The sequence below is a fragment of the Litoreibacter janthinus genome (assembly GCF_900111945.1).
In the GTDB taxonomy this organism is placed as follows: domain Bacteria; phylum Pseudomonadota; class Alphaproteobacteria; order Rhodobacterales; family Rhodobacteraceae; genus Litoreibacter; species Litoreibacter janthinus.
Genome location: NZ_FOYO01000001.1, coordinates 1,256,207 through 1,277,482, shown reverse-complemented (window position 1 = coordinate 1,277,482; position 21,276 = coordinate 1,256,207). Strand labels below are relative to the sequence as shown.

Genomic DNA, 21,276 nt, shown 5'->3' with positions numbered 1-21,276 from the left:
TTTTCCTAGACGAAATCGATATACTTGTTGAACGGCATTTCGCGGATGCGTTGACCAGTCGCGGCGAAAATTGCGTTGGCCAAGGCAGGCGCTGCGGGCGGCACCGGAGGCTCCCCGATGCCTTTTACCGCGCTGCCATTTTCCAGTCCTATTACGAAGATTTCAGGGCACTGGTTCAGACGCATTCCTTCGTGGGTGTAAAAGTTCGACTGCTCCGCCATGCCGTCCGAATACGTAATCTCACTGTTCATTGCGTGTCCCAGCCCCCAGATCACGCCGCCCTGCATCAGATTCTCGAAATTGACTGGATCGATGACTTTGCCGACATCGGCGGCAACCCAAACCTTGTCGATCTTGATGCCTGCGTCCGTGTTGGTCACTTCGACGACCTCCGCGACCGGAACTCCAAAGGACAAGACAAACGCGACGCCACGGCCACGATTCGGACCAAGCGGACTGCCCCAACCAGACATCTCCCCCACAACTTCGAGCACCTTGCGAGATACATCATCATTCATCAGGCGCAGTCGCTCTTCTAGCGGGTCCGCCCCCGCCGCATGAATCAGCTCGTCCAGCGCGCAATCCGAGAAGAAGCCGCCGCTAGACGCCCCGACCGACCGCCATGACGACGTCGGCGCAAGCTCTGGAACGGCATAGGCGCGCACGCGGAAGTTCGGGATTGAATAAGGCTGTTCCCATGCGCCCGCGACGATCTGGCTATCTGGGCCGGGTACGGATTGCCCAAGGCGCCCCATCTGGGAACGCGACGATGACACGGTGGCTATCTGCAAATCATGTGCGATCACTTTGCCGTCTTTAACGGCCCCTTTGGAGCGGCTCATGCCGATCTGGCGGGTGAAATCCTGCGCAAAATCTTCTTCGCGGCTGAAGGTGATCTTGATCGGTGTGCCGCGCATTTGGTTTGCTGCTTCAACCGCGACTTTGACGTTCTCGAATTCCAGACGGTGCCCGAAGCTGCCGCCGCCGTATTGGTTGTGCAGGTGGATTTGGGTTTCGTCATGGCCTGTAATCGCCGAAATCTGTTGTAAAGCGAAACGCGGCATCTGGTGGGTCACCCACACATCAACGCGGTGCTCCGCTACTTTGGCGATGGCACTAAGCGGTTCCATCGGCTGGTGGGCAACATACGGCGCGCGGTATTCAGCTTCGACGATCTGCGCGCCTTCCAGGGCCGCTTCAATGTCGCCATCGTTCCGCCACTGCGAATCCAGACGGTCCTCCGTGAAAGACGCTGCGACTTCGTCCCAATGCACGTCCTGTTCCGCCGGATAAGGCGCCTCAGCCCAGTCATATTCAATCGCATCAGCAGCCTGAAAAGCGGTCCAGGTGTTGTCCGCAAGCACGGCCACACCGTTGGTGATTTGCAGCACCTTCCGCACGCCTTTCATTGCCTCGGCGGCGGTTGCGTCAAAGCTGTTCAGCGGCGCGCCTTTGCGGGGGTTCATCCGCACGGTGCCGTTGATCATGCCATCCATAAAGAGATCGATCCCGTAGGTCATAGTCCCTGTGGATTTGGCGACGACATCAAGCCGCTCCATCTCTTTGCCGATCATGCGCCACGTCCTTGGGTCGCGCAGCGGAACGTCAACCACTGGTTCTAGCTCGGCTGCGTCAGCGGCCAAATCGGTATAAGCCAGCGATGTGCCGTCAGGGAAAACAACTGCACCGCCCGATGTTGTCAAATCAGCAACCGCAACGCCCGTCCTTTGAGAGGCAGCCAATTTCAGGGTTTCGCGGGCAGAAGCCCCCGCCGCGCGGAGCTTATCGTAGCTGTCCGGCGTCGAGCTGGACCCACCTGTTACCTGCGCCCCCAGAAGCTTGATGATGCCGCCCATGACGGAGCGTGTGGTTTCAGCCGCAAAGCTTTTATCTGTCGGCATGAAAGGCACCGCTTCACCCGCCATAGCCGTGTTGTAGTAGGCTGCACTTGGAACACCGAAACTGGTTTCGAACTGGCCGAATTCAATATCCAGCTCCTCGGCGATCAATGCCGCCTGCATCGACGCGACGCCTTGACCCGTGTCCGCGTGAGGCACGATCAATGTTACGGTCTCGTTGCTGATAAGCACCCAAGGATTAAACGTCGCCTCACCCGCTTTGAGGTCATTCGCCAGTGGGTTGTCATGTGGCTTGCGAACCATGTAGGTGCCAAACGCGACGCCACCGGCCAATGCGACAGAACCGATCAGGAAGGACCGGCGTGCTATTTTCGCTGCCTTACCCATGACCTAGCTCCCCATCTTTGCTGCTGCGGTTTTCACTGCGGCGCGGATGCGAGGGTAGGTTCCGCAGCGACACAGATTGCCCGACATCGCGTCATCAATCTCTTCATCTGTGGGAGAAGCTGTTTCAGACAATAGCGACGCCGCTTGCATCATCTGGCCGGATTGGCAGTAACCACATTGCGCGACCTGATGTTCAATCCATGCCTCTTGCACCGCATGAAGTGTGTCCGGCGAGCCAAGACCTTCGATGGTGGTAACCTCACCCTCCAGATCGCCGACTGGCACTTGGCAAGACCGCACGGCCACACCATCGACATGCACTGTGCACGCACCGCATTGCGCGATGCCGCAGCCGTATTTGACGCCGGTGATTTGAAGTTCGTCACGAAGAACCCAAAGGAGCGGCATATCGGGGGATACGTCGACATCATGCGTCATTCCATTGACTGTAAGCTTCATAGATCTCTCCGCTGCTGGCGCTGTCTGGCTTGCAACTTGACATTCGAACTTCTTTTGTCAAGTTGTAAACATGTCTGATAAAGAAGCTCTTATCCTCGAAGCTGCGATCGAGTTGTTCACGCGCTACGGCATTCGCCGCACAACGATTGGTGATATCGCGAAACTGGCGGGCACCTCCCGGCAGACGCTTTATGCCAGCTTCGCAAACAAGGAAGAGGTGATCGTCGCGGCAATTACCCATTATTCAACGCAATCGCTGCTGGCACTGGAACGGGTGTGGGTCTCAGACGCGCCGTTGGCGCAAAAGCTGGACGACCATTTCAGGATTGCCATTGTCGAGCCGTTCGAGGCGATGGCTAGCTCGCCCGATATGAAAGATATTCTACTAGGGCCTAGCAAAGACGCGCAGGCAGCGGTGCAATGCGGTAATGACGCAAGATTAGAACTGCTGGCGCACGCATTCCAAGGCTACGCGCCGCAGCTAGAGCGCAACGGGCAAACTGTCGAAGACTTCGCGAACTTCGCTCAGACCGCATCGATCGGGTTCAAGTACAACGCTGCATCGCGAAGTGATCTGGACACACTTCTGCAATCGCTCAAAACGATCATCTTACGAACATTACAATAAGGCTGAGCGTCAGATCGCCCGAACTAGGCGTAACGCATCATAAATAGCGGCATGAGTGTTGCGAGACGATACGGCATCCCCGATCCGGAAAAGCTGGAATAAACCATCAGGATTGCGAACGGTGGTTTGAGGCGCACAGGCGATCAGGGCATCATGGTCCACCGCCCCGTCGTTAGAGCTTTGCGGTCGCAGTTCATGATACAATTCATCCATTGGCATTGTGCCGTAATTTACCACAACTTGATCGTAGTCTTGCTTGAACGAATAGTCGCTATAGTCCGTGCCTATTGTCGCTGTAAGCTTATTGCCCGCCCTCTCCACGCCCAGCAAGCGGCGGGTCACGGTGAAGGTGACATCTTTGTCCTGAAGCGCGCGCATGTAGGGGACGAGGTTCATCGCCATGATGTCTGGCGCAAAGACCCGGTCGGGCGTCATCACCTCGACCTTCGCGCCAGAGTTTGCCGCGACTTCTGCGGCTTGCAGACCGGGATGGTCGCCACTTTCATCATAGATGAGGACATGATCCGCTGGCTTAACGTCACCTGAAATGATGTCCCACGCGGTAACAACATGCGCCGCGTCTTTGCCGGCCTCAAACAGTTCGATGTTCGGCATGCCGCCTGTTGCAACGATCACCACATCAGGGTTCATGGCGGTGATGTCCTCCGCTTCGGCCCAAGTGTTGAAGCGAAAGCTCACATCGCGCGCCGCGCATTGGGCCATGCGCCAATCGATAATGGAGATCATCTCTTTGCGGCGCGGATTTTGAGCAGTCAGCCTGATCTGCCCACCGGGATCGGGTTGCGCTTCGAACACAAGAACCTCGTGTCCCCGCTCCGCCGCCACGCGCGCAGCCTCTAAGCCAGCAGGGCCCGCGCCAACAACAACCACGTTGCGCTTTGTTGAGGCAGGTTCGATCACATGCGGCATGGTCAGTTCGCGTCCGGTAGAAGGGTTATGGATACAAAGCGCCTCGCCCGCTTGATAGATGCGATCCAAGCAGTAGGTCGCGCCGACGCAGGGGCGGATATCATCCTCTCGACCTTCCATGATCTTGGTGACGATATGCGGGTCCGCCATATGAGCGCGTGTCATCCCAACCATGTCCAACAGGCCTGACGCGATTGCGTGCCGCGCCGTGGCAACGTCGGGAATGCGCGCGGCGTGGAAGGTGGGCATTCCCGTTGCTTTGCGCACCTCTCCGGCGAAGTTCAAATGCGGTGCGCTGGCCATCCCTTGCACGGGGATTACGTCCGTCATGGCTGGGTCCGTTTGGATACGCCCGCGAATGACGTTCAGGAAGTCCAATTTTCCGCATGCGGCGAGCTTTTTGGATATCTCGATCCCCTCAGCCGCTGAGATGCCGCCTTTCTGCGCCTCATCGGCGGTGTAGCGGAAACCGATGATAAAATCGTCGCCAACTCGCTTACGGACCGCGTCCAAAACATCCATCGGAAACCGCATCCGGTTTTCCAACGTGTCGGCCCCGTATGGTCCGACAAGATCATTGGTCAGAGGAGACCAAAACTGATCCAGCAAATGGCCATAGACCTGCAGTTCGATCCCATCCATACCACCAGCTTTCATGCGATCAGCCGCGTCAGCGAAATCGGTTATGATGCGCTCGATATCCCAGTCTTCGATTAGCTTTGGAAAGGCGCGGTGCGCAGGTTCTCGATGTTTTGAAGATGACAGCGAAGGGAGCCAATCGCCCTTGTTCCAGTTTGTGCGTCGCCCCAAATGTGTGAGCTGGATCATCGTCGCGCATCCGTGCTCATGGCAGCTATCTGTCAGTTGCTTGATCCACGGAACAACCTCGTCCTTGTATACAAGGACATTATTGAACACCGGAGGGCTATCCTTGGACACGGCCGCAGAGCCTGCCGTCATTGCCAGTGCAACGCCAGCCTTGGCGCGTTCTTCGTGGTAGGCGCGATATCTCTCTTTTGGCATCCCATCTTCGGGATAAGCTGGTTCATGGCTTGTGGTCATGATCCGGTTTTTCAATGTCAGATGCTTAAGTTGATAGGGCTGCAGCAGCGGATCTTGAGACATTGCGCCATCCTTTGCACATTAGCGACCCCGAAAGGGGGTTGCGCATTTGCGAAGGCTGGTCGGAATTGAATCCGCTGTCAATTCCTCAAACTGACAGCGGATTCTGTGCGCTTACTCTGCTGCTTCAGTGTAGCTTTCCATTGGCGGGCAGGTGCAGGTCAGGTTACGGTCGCCCCAAACATTGTCGACGCGATTTACTGGAGGCCAGTATTTGTCGACCCGGAACGCGCCCGGAGGGAAGCAACCAGTCTCACGGGAATAGGGGCGATCCCAATCCTTAACGAGATCTTCCATTGTGTGCGGAGCGTTTTTGAGGGCGTTGTTCTCTGCGTCCATCTCGCCCTTCTCAATCGCGTCAATTTCTGCGCGAATAGCCAGCATGGCGTCGCAGAAACGATCAAGCTCGGCCTTCGTCTCGGATTCCGTCGGCTCGATCATCAGCGTGCCTGCTACAGGCCAGCTCATGGTCGGCGCGTGGAAGCCGCAATCGATCAGGCGCTTTGCGATATCATCGACGGTGACATGGGCGCTTTCGGCAAACGGACGCGTGTCGATGATGCACTCATGCGCGACGCGGCCTGTCGGGCCTTTATAAAGCACATCGAACGCCCCTTCGAGCCGCTTGGCGATATAGTTGGCATTCAGAATGGCAACACGGGTGGCTTGCGTCAGCCCCTCCCCGCCCATCATCAGGCAATAGGCCCAAGAGATCGGCAGAAGCGATGGCGACCCGAATGCAGCAGCTGACACTGCGCCTTCCTCGCCGCTTGATGGGTCGGATGGCAGGTGCTTGACGAGATGTTGTTTGACGCCGATCGGCCCCATGCCCGGGCCACCACCGCCGTGCGGGATGCAGAACGTCTTGTGCAGGTTCAAGTGACTGACATCCCCGCCCAAATCTCCCGGGCGTGACAACCCGACCATGGCATTCATGTTGGCGCCGTCGATGTAGACCTGCCCCCCATGGTCATGCGTGACTTTACAAATCTCGGTGACAGTTTCTTCAAACACGCCATGGGTCGACGGGTAGGTAATCATGCAACCCGCCAGATTGTCAGAATGCTGCTCCGCTTTGGCGCGGAAATCTTCCAGGTCGATATCGCCGTTTTGCGCCGACTTAATAGGCACAACTTTCCAACCAACCATCTGGGCCGAGGCCGGGTTCGTCCCGTGAGCGGACATCGGGATCAGGCAGATGTTGCGATGGCCCTGCCCGTTTTCGCGGTGGTAGGCGGCGATCGTCAAAAGCCCCGCCAACTCCCCCTGTGCGCCGGAATTCGGCTGCATGGACAGGCCGTCATAACCGGTGATCTCGCAAAGCTTTGCAGAAAGATCTGTGATCATTTCGCTGTATCCCGCGGCTTGATCGGCTGGCACGTAGGGGTGCAATAGCGAAAATTCATCCCACGTGACTGGCATCATCTCGGCGGCAGAGTTAAGTTTCATTGTGCACGACCCCAGCGGGATCATCGCGCGATCCAGCGCAAGGTCGCGGTCCGCCAAGCGGCGCATATAGCGCATCATTTCCGTCTCGGCGCGGTTCATGTGGAAGACGGGGTGGGTCAGGTAGTCGGAACTGCGCAGCAGTTCCTCAGGGATGCGATACTCTGCATCCAAGCCGGTATCACGATCTGTGATACCGAAAGCCCGCCAGACCGCGCGAATGGTGGCTGGACGCGTCCGTTCGTCCAAGGTGATACCCACGCGAGTTTCACCAACACGGCGCAGATTTATCCCTTCGTCCACGGCGGACTTCATCACCGCCTCCTGCAGCGGTCCGACCTCTACCGTGATCGTGTCGAAGAAGGCTTCAGGTTCGATTTTGAACCCCTGCTCCTCCAGCCCACGGGCCAGTCGCACAGTTTTGCGGTGGATGCGTTGAGCGATGGCTTTTAGCCCTTCCGGCCCGTGAAACACCGCATAAAACCCTGCCATAACCGCTAGCAAAGCTTGCGCGGTGCAGACATTGGATGTCGCCTTCTCGCGCCTGATGTGCTGCTCTCGGGTCTGCAGGGACAGCCTGTAGGCGCGGTTTCCGTGGCTGTCGATGGACACACCGATGATGCGCCCCGGCATGGCGCGGACGTGCTTTTGCAGCGTCGCCATATAGGCCGCATGTGGCCCGCCGTATCCAACAGGCACGCCAAACCTCTGGGTGCTGCCAACGGCGATGTCCGCCCCCATGGCACCGGGTTCTTTCAGCAATGTCAGAGCCAACGGATCGGCAGAGATAATAGCGATGGAATTCTGCTCGTGCAGCTTCGCGATCTCGGCGGTGAAGTCACGCAAATGACCGTGCGTGCCTGGGTACTGGAAAATCGCACCGAAGACAGCGGTCGGGTCCAGATCGTCTGGATTGCCCACGACAATCTCGATGCCCAGCGGCGCAGCGCGTGTTTTCATGACGGCGATGTTCTGCGGATGGCAGTTCTCGTCGACGAAGAACCCCGTCGCTTTGGACTTGGCGACGCGCTGCGCCATGGTCATGGCCTCGGCACACGCAGTTGCCTCGTCCAGCAATGACGCATTGGAAATCTCGAGCCCGGTGAGGTCTGTCACCATGGTTTGGAAATTGATCAAGGCCTCAAGCCGCCCTTGACTGATCTCAGGCTGATAGGGCGTGTAAGCTGTGTACCAAGCGGGATTTTCGAGAATGTTGCGCTGGATGGCTGGCGGGGTCACGGTGCCGTGGTAGCCTTGCCCGATGAGCGAGGTGAGCACCTTGTTCTTGGACGCCACCACTTTCATATGGTGCAGCAACTCGCGTTCGGACTTGGGTTTGCCGAAATCCAGCGGCGTTTTCTGCCGGATTTCCGCAGGAAGCGTGTCGTCGATTAGCGCTTCAAGATCTTTCGCACCCACAACCTGCAACATCTGCTCCATCTCAGCCGGTGAAGGGCCAATGTGGCGGCGGTTCGCAAAGTCGTAAGGCAGGTAGTCGGTGGGGGTGAAAGTCATGATAGCGCTCCGCTCAATCAATCATTGCTTTGTAGGCAGCTTCGTCCATGAAATCGTCCATCTGGGACGGATCCGATGGTTTGATCTTAAAGAACCAGCCGTCGCCGATGGCATCTTCGTTGGCCAAACTGGGATTGTCGGCCAAGGCATCGTTGACCTCTACGATTTCGCCGTCGATGGGCGCCAGAATATCCGAGGCGGCCTTGACCGACTCGATCACGACGACTTCGTCATCTTTGGTGACTGTAGTGCCGACGTCGGGCAGTTCGACGAATACAATGTCGCCGAGTTGTGTCGTGGCATGCTCGGTGATGCCGACGACCATCACATCGCCTTCGGCGCGAAGCCATTCGTGTTCTTCAGTGTATTTCATAAAGTCTCTCCGTTGGTTAGCGTTTGAAGTTGGCCGGGGTGAACGGCATTTTGGTTACTGTCAGAGGCAGGCGCTTGCCGCGCAACTCGCCATAAACTTTCGTGTCTGGTGCTGCGAAGTCGGCAGTCACATAGCCCATTGCCACTGGTGCCTCGACCGATGGACCAAACCCGCCAGAGGTGATCGTGCCGATCTGCGACCCGCCTTCGGCCCCAGCATAAAGCGGCACGCCTTCGCGCATTGGCGCGCGCCCTTCGGGCAGAAGCCCCACGCGCTTGCGCGGCGCACCTGCTTCCAGTTCTGCAAGGATGACATCCGCCCCCGGAAACCCGCCAGCGCGTGCGCCACCGGTTCGCCGCACTTTTTGTATTGCCCATGTCAGCGCAGCTTGCGCAGGGGTTGTTCCGGTGTCGATGTCATGGCCGTAAAGGCACAAGCCGCCTTCTAGCCGCAACGAGTCACGCGCCCCAAGCCCGATCGGCTCCACATCAACATGATCCAGCAGCGCATGCGCCAAGGCTTCTGCCGCATCATTGGGGACGGAGATTTCATAACCGTCTTCGCCGGTATAGCCGGAACGAGAAACCCAGCACTCCGCCCCGTTCAGGGTCAGCGTGGCTACATCCATGAAACTCATTTCAGCAGCCGCTGGGTTCAATGAAGACAGTACAGTTTCCGCAGCGGGACCCTGCAACGCAAGCAGCGCGCGGTCGGTGATCTGGGTTACCTTCACGTGTGGTTCAAGATGGGCCTTCATATGGGCAATGTCTGCATCTTTGCAGGCGGCATTGACCACTAGAAAGATATGATCGCTTCGGTTTGCGAGCATGAGATCGTCAGTGATGCCGCCCGCCTCATTGGTAAAGAAGCCATATCGCTGGCGGTTCTCGGCCAAGCCAGCGATGTCCACAGGGATCAGGCTTTCCAACGCTATTGCAGCACCCTCCCCTGCAACGATGACTTGCCCCATATGGCTGACGTCAAACAAACCAGCCTTCGCCCGTGTGTGGAGGTGTTCTTTCATGACGCCGAGGCCGTATTGAACTGGCATGGCGTATCCAGCGAAGGGGACCATTTTCGCGCCAAGGCGCACATGCAAGTCGTGAAGGGGGGTTTGCAGCAAATCTGACATCTTCCGGCCTTTCGTCTTTCACAGGCCGTTTTATCTGAGCGAACAGAATGCGGCACCAAAACACGCGCGGTTGCCCACACGCAAGATGCCCACTCTGTCCTTTTGCCTGAGATCGCTATCCCTTCGGCGGGTGATTTAACACCTCTCTCCAGATCCGTGTCAGCTTCGTCGGTCCATTGGCCTGAGAGTTTCCGGGGCGGTTGCTCCTTCGGCACCAGTTGAACTGGTTCTCCCGACGTGGCTGAACCTGTCATAGATCGAATGAACAGGTGGTGGCAAAAGATATTTGAATCGTCGCGCTGTCAAGAGATCGGTTGCTCAATTTCGAAAACTCGCCCCGCAGAGCTGGGGACAATTTCGCCCGCATCGCCCCGTTCAAGAAACAGAACATCGAGACCGTGGCGCTCGGCCAGCGCTTTTCCTGCGTCTACCCCCACCACCATGAGGGCCGTCGCCCAGGCGTCTGCTAGCAGACAGGTTCTGGCCACCACAGTGACCGATGCGGGCGGCGCAGCGAGCGGGCGACCGCCCTTCGGGTGCATCGTGTGGGAGAAACGCCGTCCTTGAATTTCAACCCAGTGGCGATAGTCGCCCGAGGTTGCAATCGCAGCGTCTTGTAAAGAAACCACCGAATGAGCCGCCCGAAGGTTTCTTGCAGGCGCCTCGACAGCGATCGCCCATGCTGTGCCATCGGGTTGCAGGCCAGTCGCGCGAAGCTCCCCATCAATCGCGACGAGCGAGGACGTGATGCCGATCGCGCTTAGCACGTCGCACATACAATCTACGCCGTAGCCCTTGGCGATTCCGTTCAAGTCCAGCGACACGGGGGCAAGTTTCCTTAGAGAGCGTCTAGAGACATCAATCTCCAGACAATCGAATGCAGCTGCACGCGGTCGTCTTGCCGCAGCCTTAATGCCCTGTGCATTTGCTTCGCTTGGACCGAACCCCCAAGCGCCAACTGCATCCCCCTGTCCAATGTCAAAGGCGCCCTCAGTTGAACGACCTATCTCAAGCCCCGATCTGATTACATCTAAGAGCCGCCGTGGAACTGGGATCCAATCGCCGACGGGTGCTGCGTTTACGCTCATCAGATCGCTGTCAGGCTTCCAAGTTGACATTTGATTGTCCACTTCATCGACAGCCGATTGCAAAGCCGCCTGTACCGGCGCGGTGTCAAACCCAGTTGCGGCGAAAAATGTGGCCGACCATCGCGTTCCCATTGTCGGCCCATTCAGGGCAATATGCTCTGGCTTAATAGACATCTTCAACATAGCGCCCCTCGGCCTTCAGCGTTTGAAGAGATAAACCAACGGGCGACAATATATCCGTCATCGCCGACGCTACTCCGCCGGCCATTTCGCGGCCGCCACACACCATGACTTTCGCGCCTTGCTGGATAAGACCTAGCATTTCGACCGCTTCTGCACGCAGCACGTCCTGGACATATCGGGGCCGCGCCCCTCTGGATTCTGCCTCAAGCAGGTGATGCAGTTTGCCATCTGCCTGCCAACCGCTGATTTCCTCCTGATAGAGAAAATCGCTGTGGAGATGGCGCATCCCGAACAGCAGATGGATCGGCCTAAGCCTCGTGTTGGCCCGCACAATACCAGCCAAAGGCGCAACGCCAGTGCCAGCCCCAACGAGGATGAGCGGCGTCTTCGCAGTTTGTGCATGGAAGTTGGGATTGCGCCGCAGGAAGGCCTGGATGGTATCGCCGGGTTCCAAGGTCACAAGTTGCCCAGAACACAGGCCGCCGCTTTGCTTTTTCACCACGATTTCCACGAACCCGTCGCCGCGTCCCGAGGCCAGCGAATACAACCGCGGCACGATGGACCCGCTTGGAAAGATGCCAATCAGATCACCCGCCTCGAACCGCGCAAACCCAGTGCGTGTCACCCGCTGCCAGATCGAAAGTTTCGGCAAGGCGAACCGAAGGATCGAAGTTGGCGCTTGAACGTCCGCGCCGTAGTCACGACGAGACGTCAATGTGAGCTTTACCACTTCAGGTACAACGGGTTGGTGGTCGAGCTCAAAGCTACTGCCCATGCTTGCGGCGAGATCGCGCCCCCAGCGTGCGAAGTCTTGCACAGACTGCCGGTCGATCGTGTCGAAGGGCAAAAGCATCTCATACCCCGCATTTTGCAAATCTTGGGCGACAGCCTGCCCGTATGCGCAGAATTTGGGGAAACTGCGATCGCCAAACCCCAGCACCGCGACGGGAGTCTTTCTTACGTATTCCCCCCGCCGAAGTCGTTTTAGGAAACCCGTGGCTGAGGCGGGCCCGACACCATCACCGTAAGTCGCTGTCAAAATAATCAGCCTTTCGGCATTGCTGTATTCGTGAGGATTAAAGGCCGACATCGGCGCGGTGTGAATGAGGTGGCCAGCCTGCACCAAGGCTTGGTGAAGGGTTGCAGCGAAGCCCCATGTACTGCCACCTTCGCTGCCGACAAGCACAATTGTGTCAGCGCTGCCAGCCCGTGCGTTATCGCGAATGCGTGGTTGTCCACGCCGCGCCGCGCACCAAACGAGCGCTCCTGTCACTGCAAGAATGGGCGTGGCAAGTGCGAGCAGACCCATTACCAAACCAAGGAGCGGCGCGCCCTGCCCCGTGTGCAGCGTGTAAATGGTCTCAGAGATGGACGCCAATGTGCCCGGCGTGTCCCACGCCAAAACTGCGCCCGTGCCTTGGTCGATGTAGCCCTTACCGCTGTCGGTTTTCAAAGTGAATACATCGCTAACGTCACCGGCATAGGGAAAGGTCAGTTCCCTCAGCTCTGAAACCTTGGTTTCAATTAGAAGCGGGATAGCAGTAAGCTCCACGCCCATCTGCGCACTAACAGCGGACGGAAACACGGGATTTGAACCTGTGTCCGGCAGTAGCTCGAAGGTTAAAGCACTCATCCACAAGGCTGTCAGGGACGACAGTCCTAACCCGACGACAGCAACGCGCGCGACCTTTACGTGCAAGCGACCTGCGAGTGGTCCGCGCACTGGCGAAGACCATGATCGCCAGCCTCCCGAGCGTCGAGCAACGAGCGCTGCGCCGCTGACTGTTAGCAGCAGCATTCCCAATGCCGCGCCCGCGATGACCATCCGACCGCTGTCATCGAGAAAAAGCGAACGATGCAGTTCCGTTAGCCAACGCTGTGTCTTGTTCGGGTCGGCAGATGCCGTAGCAGTGCCTGTCGCCGGATCGATAACCGCGCTGCCTGGAACACCATCGTGAAACCAATAGGCGGTAACGCGTCCCGACGGGGCACGGCGGATTTGCTCCACTCCTGGATAGTTGCCGTGAATCCTGTCGGCTAGCGTTGCAACGTCAAGAGAGGTCTGAGCCTGCGGTGCAGAAATCCGGTCAAGCGCTGGAAACACCGACAAGACCGCGCCACTTAGGCTCAAAACAACGAGGAAAACCGCCGCAACCAGCCCGGGCCAGCGGTGAAGAGCGCGGATCATGGTGAACTCCGATTATTTGTAGGTGAACGTGGAGACGTACCGTCGGCCCTGGACCGGCTTGCCCGCGGCATCCGAGGTCAACTCGACCGATATGTCCTTAGAACTGTCGCGATAGTCCTCCACCGCGGCGTCAATGTGCAGGCTATAACCCGCGTCAAAAAGCGCATCCTTGAGGTCAAGCGTGATCTCCAAGGTGCGGCCAGCGCCGACGCTTGCGCCCGTAACCCCGGCAATTTGCGAAGCGCCACCCGACCGATACCACTCGGACATATGTTGGTAGTATTTCGACTTGCCGCCTGCGACCCAAAGCGTGCCTGCAAAAGCCCCTTGGCTGTCGGTGACATAAAGCGCCAGATAAGCGCCAGGCCCTCCATACGCATTCAGAGTTGTGGTAAGCGTAATTGGCCGGGCGGACACCATAGCAGGTGCAGTTAGGGCGGTGCTTAACGTCAAAGCTGCGAGAAAGGTTTTCATTTTAGCATGACCTGTCTTTGAGGAGTTTTGAACGGGATCATTTGATGACGACTTGAGGGGTTTCACCTGTCCCGAGAAGGCCGTTCGTCGGAGCAGAGGGAGTTGGAGGAACAGGGGAAGCGCGACGGTCGTCGTCATCGTCGTCATCCTCGTCGTCATCTTCGTCATCTTCGTATTCAAATTCGATGACGCTCAGTGTGTCGGGATGCAATTTCACCTCAATCTCCCGACCATCAGCGTCGCGGCCTTTGATCTCGTAGCAGCCGTCATCGATCTTGATACGACGCACAGACCAGCCTTGCGCCGCAGCAAAACTCGCCGCCGCTTCGCGCGGCTGCCATTTCGCCATCGGGACAAAGCAGTCATCGTCAGCCAAAGCCGGACCTGCGGCTATGGCGGTTACAGTCAGCATCGTTGCCAGTGTCTTTTTCATGTGTCCTGCTCCGGTTTGGGCTTTTGATGTTCACAACGTCGCGTATCAAACTGACATCAACCTGAAGGGTGAAACTTTAGGTGTTCAGGTTGGCGTCAGGTTCACAATGCATCTAAGATCGCAAATGAAGAGTGGGGCCCCAGAGACATGCGTATTCTGCTGATTGAAGATGATGCAGTTCTGGGCGGTGCCGTTCAGGATCAGATCGTGGCTGGCGGGCACTCTGTTGATTGGGTCAAACGCCTTGATGACGCAGAGGTCGCCCTAGCCGGCACCGAGTACCAACTCATTTTGCTGGATCTCATGCTGCCGGACGGGCGCGGCTTGCCGTTCCTTACGGCATTGCGCGCTGCAGGTGGAACGCAACCGGTGATCATTATGACGGCGCTTGATCAGGTTTCCGACCGAATTGCTGGGTTGAATGCAGGCGCCGACGATTATCTTGTGAAGCCATTTGATTTAGCAGAGCTATCCGCACGCATTGGCTCCGTTGCGCGTCGCTACAATGGCAATCCAAGTCCAATTGTCTCCTATGGTCCGTTTCAGATTGACGTTGCAGAGCGAAACATCGCCAAAGACGGCAAAGCAATAGCACTGACCGCGCGTGAATGGGCCTTGCTTGAGGCACTGTTGGCGCGACCGGGCCGGTTGATGTCGAAAGCACAGCTGGAAGATCATCTGTATGCTTTCGGCGCGGAAATCGAAAGCAACACGATCGAGGTTCACATCAGCCGCCTCCGCAAAAAACTGGGCGCTGAGATGATCGTCACCGAACGTGGGCTTGGTTACCGGATGGTTGGGGCATGAAATGGCGCAACAGCCTTCAAGGCCGCTTAGGAATGTCTTTGGGGCTACTGCTCACCCTTGTTTGGATCGCGACGGCTACGATTACTGCCATTACTGCGCGACACGAGATGGACGAGGTGTTCGACTCGGCACTTCAAGAAACGGCGCAGCGCATTCTCCCGTTGGCGGTTGTCGACATTTTGGGGCGCGACGATGATGTTCCTGTTCAGCGTCTCGCCCGAATCCGCGAGCATGATGAGTATTTCACCTACATTGTCAGAAACAACGAAGGTCAGATATTGCTGCAATCCCATGCAGCGGATGCTGAAGTTTTCCCGCCGTATCAAGGGTCCGGCTTCGCTCAGAACTCATCCTATCGTTTCTATAACGAAGACGCGGTACGCGGGACTATTCGGATAACAATTGCCGAGCCGCTAGCGCATCGCCAGTCAGTCGCAAGCGGTATTCAGATGGCACTGGCCTTGCCACTGCTGCTGCTAATACCCGTCGCGTTATTGCTCGTTGGGATAGTCGTGCGGGCAAACCTCTTGCCGCTTCGCGCGTTCAGCGCAAGACTTGCAGGTCGGGCAGCCCGCGACTTGTCACCTGTCGAAATCGAGGACCTACCCACTGAAATCGAACCTCTGGTTGAAACCCTTAATGGCTTCCTTGAACGCCTTCACGCGGCATTCGAGGCCGAGCGCAGCTTTGCGGCCAACGCCGCCCACGAGTTGCGCACACCTTTGGCTGGAGCAATTGCACAGGCCCAACGCATTCGATCCGAAACAAAAGATGCAACGATCGCAAAGCGTGCAACTGAGATCGAAGAATCGCTCAGACGGCTTACGCGATTGTCGGAACGTCTGATGCAACTTGCTCGCGCCGAGGGTGGCCGCCTGAGGTTGGACGCACAGGCCGACATGCGCCCTATTGTCGAACTCATCGTTAGCGACCTGCGCAAAGCAGAGCGAGGAGACTTGATCACACTCAATTTGCCTAACGAAGCGGTCCTGTCCGACTTGGACCCCGACGCATTCGCCATCGTGTGCCGCAACCTTATTGAGAACGCATTGCTTCATGGAGACAATGGATCACCTGTGACCGTTCACCTTGCATCCGATGGTGAGTTGCGGGTCTTAAACACGAGCCCGATCATACCTGCGAGCGTCCTGAACGGATTGACCGCACGGTTCGAACGCGGTGCAGGAAGGGCCGATGGCAGTGGCCTAGGTCTTGCTGTGGTCAAAGCCATCGCTGACCGCAGCGGCGGGGCATTCTCGATATACTCACCTGCGCGAGACGGTCGCGCTGGCTTTGAGGCTTACTTTCAACCGGCTGCCCGCGATCAAACGAAACTACGAGACGCCGCAGACCTACATGAAGGTGGCACGGTGGCATCGACATAACAGCGCGTCGGCGTGTAGCCTTTCTGCTTCGCCCACGCATCACCCTGAGACGGATCCATGCGCATTGGAGCAAACCCTTGGACCGGATGGCAATCTTGCGCCAGATTGGCACGGGTGGTCATCGCCCAGAGCATGTCTTCCTCTGATGAAAGATCTACATCCTGATCGACGAACACGACCGTTTTGACGAATGGGCAAATATCTATCATCTGGCGCGCCAAAGGCTCCAGCGGTGTTGTGTGCCCGTCTTTCAGCGCAACAAAGAGCAACAACATGCCGCCGCCTGCGTAGGAGAACCGCAGGTCAAAAGCATTCTCCGCCAGTAGGCCTTCATCAAGGCCGAGCGCCAGAGACAATGCGCCACCCAACCCAAGTATAGCAGATTGCTCGCGTCCGGGACCGACCACGGCTTGCATCATGGCATTTGGCCGCTGCGAGATCGAGTTTAGCTTGATAAGCTGAAGCGGCGCGCCCGCGTGACCGTCATAGCCCAGGAACTCCGGCATGGTCACCCCAGGTGGTGCAGGTGCGATAGCTTCTGTTGTGGTGTCTGCCAGAAGTTCGCCGTGCAAAACAATGGCACTGCGGCTTAGGTAAAATGCGCCATCGTCGGGGCCTTGGGAAATTGCGATCGGGGCTTTCGCCAAGGCCCCTGCCAAAGACAGTTTATCCAACCGTGACGGTAAATGAGCCGTACCCGTGGCGGAGGCAATTGCCACTGCGGGTGGGACCCCGATATTGATTGAAATCGGTAGGGATTCTCCCTGTTCCCCTGCGCGTTGCGCCATGTGTCTAAGATGCCTGCTTGTGAGCATGGAAATGCCAAGAAGGTCCGGCCCAAGCACGAGCATTCGGTGCGCCGATAAGGCAAGGTTTTGGCCAGCCTCGCCCGCCATGACAAATCCCATGGTAATGTACGGACCCGCGTCACGCGTAGTGATCTGCGGGAACGGCAGCCCGCCCAAATCGATCTGATCCCATCTTTGGTGATCGCTTTTCACATGGATCGGGGACACCGGGGCAAGCGACGGTGCTGTTTTTGTCATACGGCAGCCGGCCAGAGCTGGAAGCCACCCCCGTATGCGCCGCTCACAGCCATACAACCCAAACAATAGGTCCGGTTGATTGCGTTGCTGATAGAGGACGGCAGGTTCTGTGCCGCCACGCGGTGTCGCGGGGACACCTGCGTAAGACTCAACAAAGTCGGCAGCGGCCTGATCAGGCGAAAATCCAGATTTTATGAGGAAATGCCCCGCATCTGCAGGGCATCCCTTCAAGGTCTCCAGCGCCGCGACCATATCGGTTGCGGCGCTGGCGTTTTGATCATTCAGCCGGGACATTTGCCACTGCCGAGACGCGAGGTTGATGCTTGGCCTCTTTGAACTGAGCGTAGAGCATCAGAACCGCAGGACCGATAAACACCTCAGACAGAAGCGCCAACACTGCGCCCGAAGCCATCAGCATACCAAAGCTTTGAATGTTCGACATTGATGACATTGTGAACACGGTGAAGCCCAGCATCACCACCACCGTCGTCGTAAACAGTGCGCGCCCGATGTCACTCATGGCGTCACCAATCGCGGTTTCCATAGCTTCGCCAGCGTTCAGGCGCTGCCGCACATTGTAGAAGAAGTGCAATGTGTCATCCACGATCAGGCCTGTGATGATGCCACCGATCAGAACGGTGAACGTATCCAGAGGGATGTTGAGATATCCCATCAGACCCAACAGCACCACGAAGGGGGCGACGTTGGGGATCATGCTGACCACACCCAAGCTGGCGGAACGCAAGGCGACAGCCATGAGAACGGTCACCAAGCCCAAGGCGAGGCCATAGCTGATGGTCATACTGTCCAGGACTTTTTTGGAGGTCTTGGCAAGCAAAGCAATCAGGCCGGTGCTTTCGACAGTTGCAATATCTCCAAGCGCTGTTTCAAAGTTGGTCTCGATGGTCGCGATCACGTCCGAATACAGTTTGGCTTCCAACCAAGGCGTCTGGAACGAAACCCGACCCGAACTGTAGTCCATGCTGACATAGCGCTTCATGTCGTCGATGCCTTGACCTTCCAGTAGGAGGATTTGATCCCAAATTTGCTCCTGACCGGGGATGGTCAGTGCGGCAGGGTCGCCATCATTGATGGCTTGGTTGGTCTCTTCAACAAACGAGATGATGCTGGTGTGACGCCCAATTGGGATATCAACAGCCGCATATGCCTCGCGCGCCGTTTTCTCGACGGCCTTCAACAGGGTTTCGTCACGGAAATCGGAGCCTTCAGTCGGGGTGATGACCATTTCCAAGTTCACAGTGCCGCGGAAGTTGGCATCGATATACTCGGTCGACAAACGCGCCCCGTTTTCCTCAGGCAGCCACAACAAAGAGTTGTGCGAGTAGCTGAGCTGGAATATGCCCAAAGCCGCTGCCAGAACAACACCGCCGCAGACAGCCAAGGTGGTCCGTGGCGCGTTTGCGCTGATCATTGCACCCTTACGCATGACTGTCGCAATGACGCCGGCTTTCTCGGTCTGACGGTCAAGATAGCGTTCCGGCAAGGTCCGGAATACGAGCGTCGCCCAAAGCATCGCAAGAATGTAGGACAACCCGACGGACACGGTACCAAACAGCCCCAAGGCGGTGATCGGAGCCAGTGGCGCAGCCGCAAGACCCACCAGTCCGCCTGCGGTCGTCAATGCGGTGAACAGAATCGGCGTGTTGGCCTTCTTGACGGCATTCTTCAAGGCGACCAGGCCGTCCTTCTCTGCTGCTCTCGTCTTCAGTAGCGTGGCGATAAAGTGAATGTACGTGCATAGCCCAACCACCAACGTCATCGGGATCAATAGCTGCGTCGGCGGTGTCATTGCGACACCCGTCAAAGACACGGTCGCCAAGGTCGAGAAGATGGCCATTACGAAGGACAGGAACGCGCCAATTGCGATCAGGAAGCTGCGATGCAGCACCAACATAGCCAACACAGTTAGGATCACGCACGCCAACGTAAAGCGCGGCATATCCTGCTCCATCATCTTCACGATTTCGGTGCTGAGCACAGGAGCGCCTGCGATGTAAACATCGTAGCCTTCACCCTGATAGTTTGCGACGATCTCTTGCGCAGCTGCTGTCATTTCCGCGTAGTGCGGCCCGCCCAGAAGGTCTCGTTCGTCGAGCGGTGTGAAAGCAACAGCACAAGTCACGCCATTTGCAGGATCCGGAACACAGTCATTGGTGGAAGGGGCATAGCGGTATGGCTCGATCACGACCGCAGCGGTTTTGCCATCTTCGGAGATGATGAAGTTCTTATACAGAGGGGTCGACATGATGCGCTCGCGCAGGTCTTCCGGATTGCGACCACGCGCAAGCATATTGCGGACCAATTCTTCAAGATAGAGCCCCCCGTTTTCATGCTCGATGAAGGGGATGTTGTAGGGGCTGAAAATCTCCGACACATAAGGGACATTGTCGGCCAGCTCGCGGTGCATCCGCGAGAACTTCGTCAAGAACTCGGTCGAGAAAACATTGTCGGCAGCAACGGCGACAACCAGCCGGTTATCTTGGCCGAACTCGCGCCTCATGTCGTAGTAGGTGCTCAGCGCCGGGTCCGATTCATGCATAAATGCTTCGACGCGGCCGTCTTTTTGAAGGTTGGGGATATTGGCGGCAACGTAGCCAACAAAAACAAGCAAAAGAATGATGAAGGCTTTGATCCGGTGCGAATAAACGGTCTGGAGAAAGCGGGTCATCATGCTTTCGACAAAGGAAAGGGCATGCATGGTTCAGGCTCCTGAACAAAATGGGAATATATGAGGCGCGGAAAGGGAGGATTTCCGCGCCTGCACTCTTCGTCGGCCGAACTTAGTGGCCGGCGTCAGGTTCACTACGGAAATTGCGGAATTCGGATGCAGAGGATCCGAGATCACCCAGTTCGAACCAAGAGCTTGGCAGACCGATGTTGAAGTGCTCGCCTTCGGTCTCGAAGTCAGAGAAGGACACGACGCGACCTTCTTTGATTGTCGACACACGGTAGCGCGCAGGCGCGAAGACACCGTCAACCCAGCGCAAGTCCAGCGTTTCCAGGACGCGCTGCTCGTTTGGTGCATCGGCGTTAAAGCTGGAGTAGATTGGCATGAAAGTTTCGGTATCGGCCCACAGTTCGCCGTCACGCAAACCAAGACGGATGACTTCGTCTTCGGTTTTCGGATTCACATAAAGTTTGTAGACTGGGTAGCCGTTGAAAACGCCGGTTCCCAATAGCTTGCAATCATAGTCGGCTGCTTGGCGGATCAGCATTTCACCGACAGCAAGGTCGGAGCCGTACAAGCGCTGGCTCAGGTCTTCCGACTTCACGTCGATCACTTTTTCTGCGGATGGCAGGTAAACCCAGACCTTATCCGGCACTGTGGGCTCGAAGCTGTCGCGCACAAAGGATTCGACGTCCTGCAGTTCTGCAGGATCAAATACCAAGGAACGCAGGCGGCGGTTGATGCCATCGTTCTTATGGGCCGCGGCGATACGGCGGGTTTTGACAGCGCCGGTTTCGTCGGTGATTTTCATGTGAACGATACGCCAGCTGTCATAGCCGTTGTAGCGGTTCTGAACCGCCTTCATCACTTCGCCGCAGTCAGTCATCAAAGGCGAAGTCGGGGTCGCCTGATCGAGAATTGGTGTTTTGCTGGAATCAGCGGCAGCGAAGCTGGCGGCGCTAACCATCGCAGTGGTCGCCAATGCGAGCAGAGAGGTCTTGGAGAAAGAAATCATTAGTTGTGTCCTTCAGTTCAAACAACAATGGAATTGAGTATTTTATCCCACTGCCAACTTGATCTAACCGTCGCCAAAAATAAAAAGGCGTTTGATGGCTTTGACTGAAGATTTTTC

At 57.1% G+C, this 21,276-nt stretch carries 16 protein-coding genes and 1 riboswitch; of the genes, 3 read left to right on the top strand and 13 right to left on the bottom strand.

All coding sequences use genetic code 11. The features are described 5' to 3' along the window. Positions 1–5: 5 nt before the first annotated feature. A complete protein-coding gene (locus BM352_RS06370; RefSeq protein WP_090213962.1) occupies positions 6–2,246 on the bottom strand; it encodes a xanthine dehydrogenase family protein molybdopterin-binding subunit in 2,241 nt (746 codons plus the stop codon). 3 nt (positions 2,247–2,249) lie between these two features. Beyond that, positions 2,250–2,705, bottom strand: a complete 456-nt coding sequence (locus BM352_RS06365; protein ID WP_090213960.1) for a (2Fe-2S)-binding protein — start codon at positions 2,703–2,705, stop codon at positions 2,250–2,252. Positions 2,706–2,775: 70 nt separating this feature from the next. Here BM352_RS06365 and BM352_RS06360 point away from each other — a divergent pair, with 70 nt between their 5' ends. Then, positions 2,776–3,333 carry a TetR/AcrR family transcriptional regulator gene (locus tag BM352_RS06360; protein ID WP_090213958.1) on the top strand — a complete coding sequence of 186 codons (558 nt, stop codon included), beginning with the start codon at positions 2,776–2,778 and terminating at the stop codon, positions 3,331–3,333. A gap of 9 nt (positions 3,334–3,342) precedes the next feature. On the opposite strand, the gene BM352_RS06355 is transcribed toward BM352_RS06360, so the two are convergent. The 8 genes from BM352_RS06355 to BM352_RS06320 form a co-directional block, all read right to left on the bottom strand. Next, the gene (locus BM352_RS06355; RefSeq protein WP_090213955.1) at positions 3,343–5,388 is read right to left on the bottom strand and encodes an NADH:flavin oxidoreductase; all 2,046 of its coding nucleotides are present in this window, start codon (positions 5,386–5,388) and stop codon (positions 3,343–3,345) included. A gap of 111 nt (positions 5,389–5,499) precedes the next feature. After that, positions 5,500–8,346 carry an aminomethyl-transferring glycine dehydrogenase gene (gene gcvP, locus BM352_RS06350; protein ID WP_090213952.1) on the bottom strand — a complete coding sequence of 949 codons (2,847 nt, stop codon included), beginning with the start codon at positions 8,344–8,346 and terminating at the stop codon, positions 5,500–5,502. 13 nt (positions 8,347–8,359) lie between these two features. Beyond that, positions 8,360–8,719, bottom strand: coding sequence for a glycine cleavage system protein GcvH (gene gcvH, locus BM352_RS06345; protein ID WP_090213949.1), 360 nt, complete (start codon positions 8,717–8,719; stop codon positions 8,360–8,362). Between the two features lie 16 nt (positions 8,720–8,735). Beyond that, complete coding sequence (gene gcvT, locus BM352_RS06340) at positions 8,736–9,851, bottom strand: glycine cleavage system aminomethyltransferase GcvT (RefSeq protein WP_090213946.1); 1,116 nt, start codon at positions 9,849–9,851, stop codon at positions 8,736–8,738. A gap of 159 nt (positions 9,852–10,010) precedes the next feature. Continuing rightward, positions 10,011–10,096, bottom strand: a riboswitch (glycine riboswitch). A 57-nt stretch (positions 10,097–10,153) separates the two neighbouring features. Next, on the bottom strand, positions 10,154–11,122 hold the full coding sequence (locus BM352_RS06335) for an FAD:protein FMN transferase (RefSeq protein ID WP_090219896.1): 969 nt from the start codon (positions 11,120–11,122) through the stop codon (positions 10,154–10,156). Then, the gene (locus BM352_RS06330; RefSeq protein WP_090213944.1) at positions 11,103–13,310 is read right to left on the bottom strand and encodes a PepSY domain-containing protein; all 2,208 of its coding nucleotides are present in this window, start codon (positions 13,308–13,310) and stop codon (positions 11,103–11,105) included. The genes BM352_RS06335 and BM352_RS06330 overlap by 20 nt, the downstream gene beginning before the upstream one ends. Positions 13,311–13,322: 12 nt before the next feature. After that, positions 13,323–13,784 (bottom strand): DUF2271 domain-containing protein, encoded by a 462-nt coding sequence (locus tag BM352_RS06325; protein WP_090213942.1) that lies wholly within the window; start codon positions 13,782–13,784, stop codon positions 13,323–13,325. Between the two features lie 37 nt (positions 13,785–13,821). Next, positions 13,822–14,217 (bottom strand): PepSY domain-containing protein, encoded by a 396-nt coding sequence (locus tag BM352_RS06320; protein WP_090213940.1) that lies wholly within the window; start codon positions 14,215–14,217, stop codon positions 13,822–13,824. Between the two features lie 147 nt (positions 14,218–14,364). Here BM352_RS06320 and BM352_RS06315 point away from each other — a divergent pair, with 147 nt between their 5' ends. Beyond that, entirely contained in the window at positions 14,365–15,024 is a 660-nt protein-coding gene (locus BM352_RS06315) for a response regulator transcription factor (RefSeq protein ID WP_090213937.1), read from the top strand. Further along, positions 15,021–16,409 (top strand): sensor histidine kinase, encoded by a 1,389-nt coding sequence (locus BM352_RS06310; RefSeq protein WP_090213935.1) that lies wholly within the window; start codon positions 15,021–15,023, stop codon positions 16,407–16,409. The genes BM352_RS06315 and BM352_RS06310 overlap by 4 nt, the downstream gene beginning before the upstream one ends. On the opposite strand, the gene BM352_RS06305 is transcribed toward BM352_RS06310, so the two are convergent. From BM352_RS06305 to BM352_RS06295, 3 genes are all read right to left on the bottom strand, one after another. After that, positions 16,349–17,749 (bottom strand): UbiD family decarboxylase, encoded by a 1,401-nt coding sequence (locus BM352_RS06305; RefSeq protein ID WP_090213933.1) that lies wholly within the window; start codon positions 17,747–17,749, stop codon positions 16,349–16,351. The two genes, BM352_RS06310 and BM352_RS06305, sit on opposite strands and share 61 nt — an antisense overlap. Beyond that, a complete protein-coding gene (locus BM352_RS06300) occupies positions 17,733–20,174 on the bottom strand; it encodes an efflux RND transporter permease subunit (protein ID WP_090213929.1) in 2,442 nt (813 codons plus the stop codon). The genes BM352_RS06305 and BM352_RS06300 overlap by 17 nt, the downstream gene beginning before the upstream one ends. Positions 20,175–20,256: 82 nt before the next feature. Further along, positions 20,257–21,159 carry an outer membrane lipoprotein-sorting protein gene (locus tag BM352_RS06295; RefSeq protein ID WP_090213928.1) on the bottom strand — a complete coding sequence of 301 codons (903 nt, stop codon included), beginning with the start codon at positions 21,157–21,159 and terminating at the stop codon, positions 20,257–20,259. Positions 21,160–21,276 lie beyond the last annotated feature (117 nt).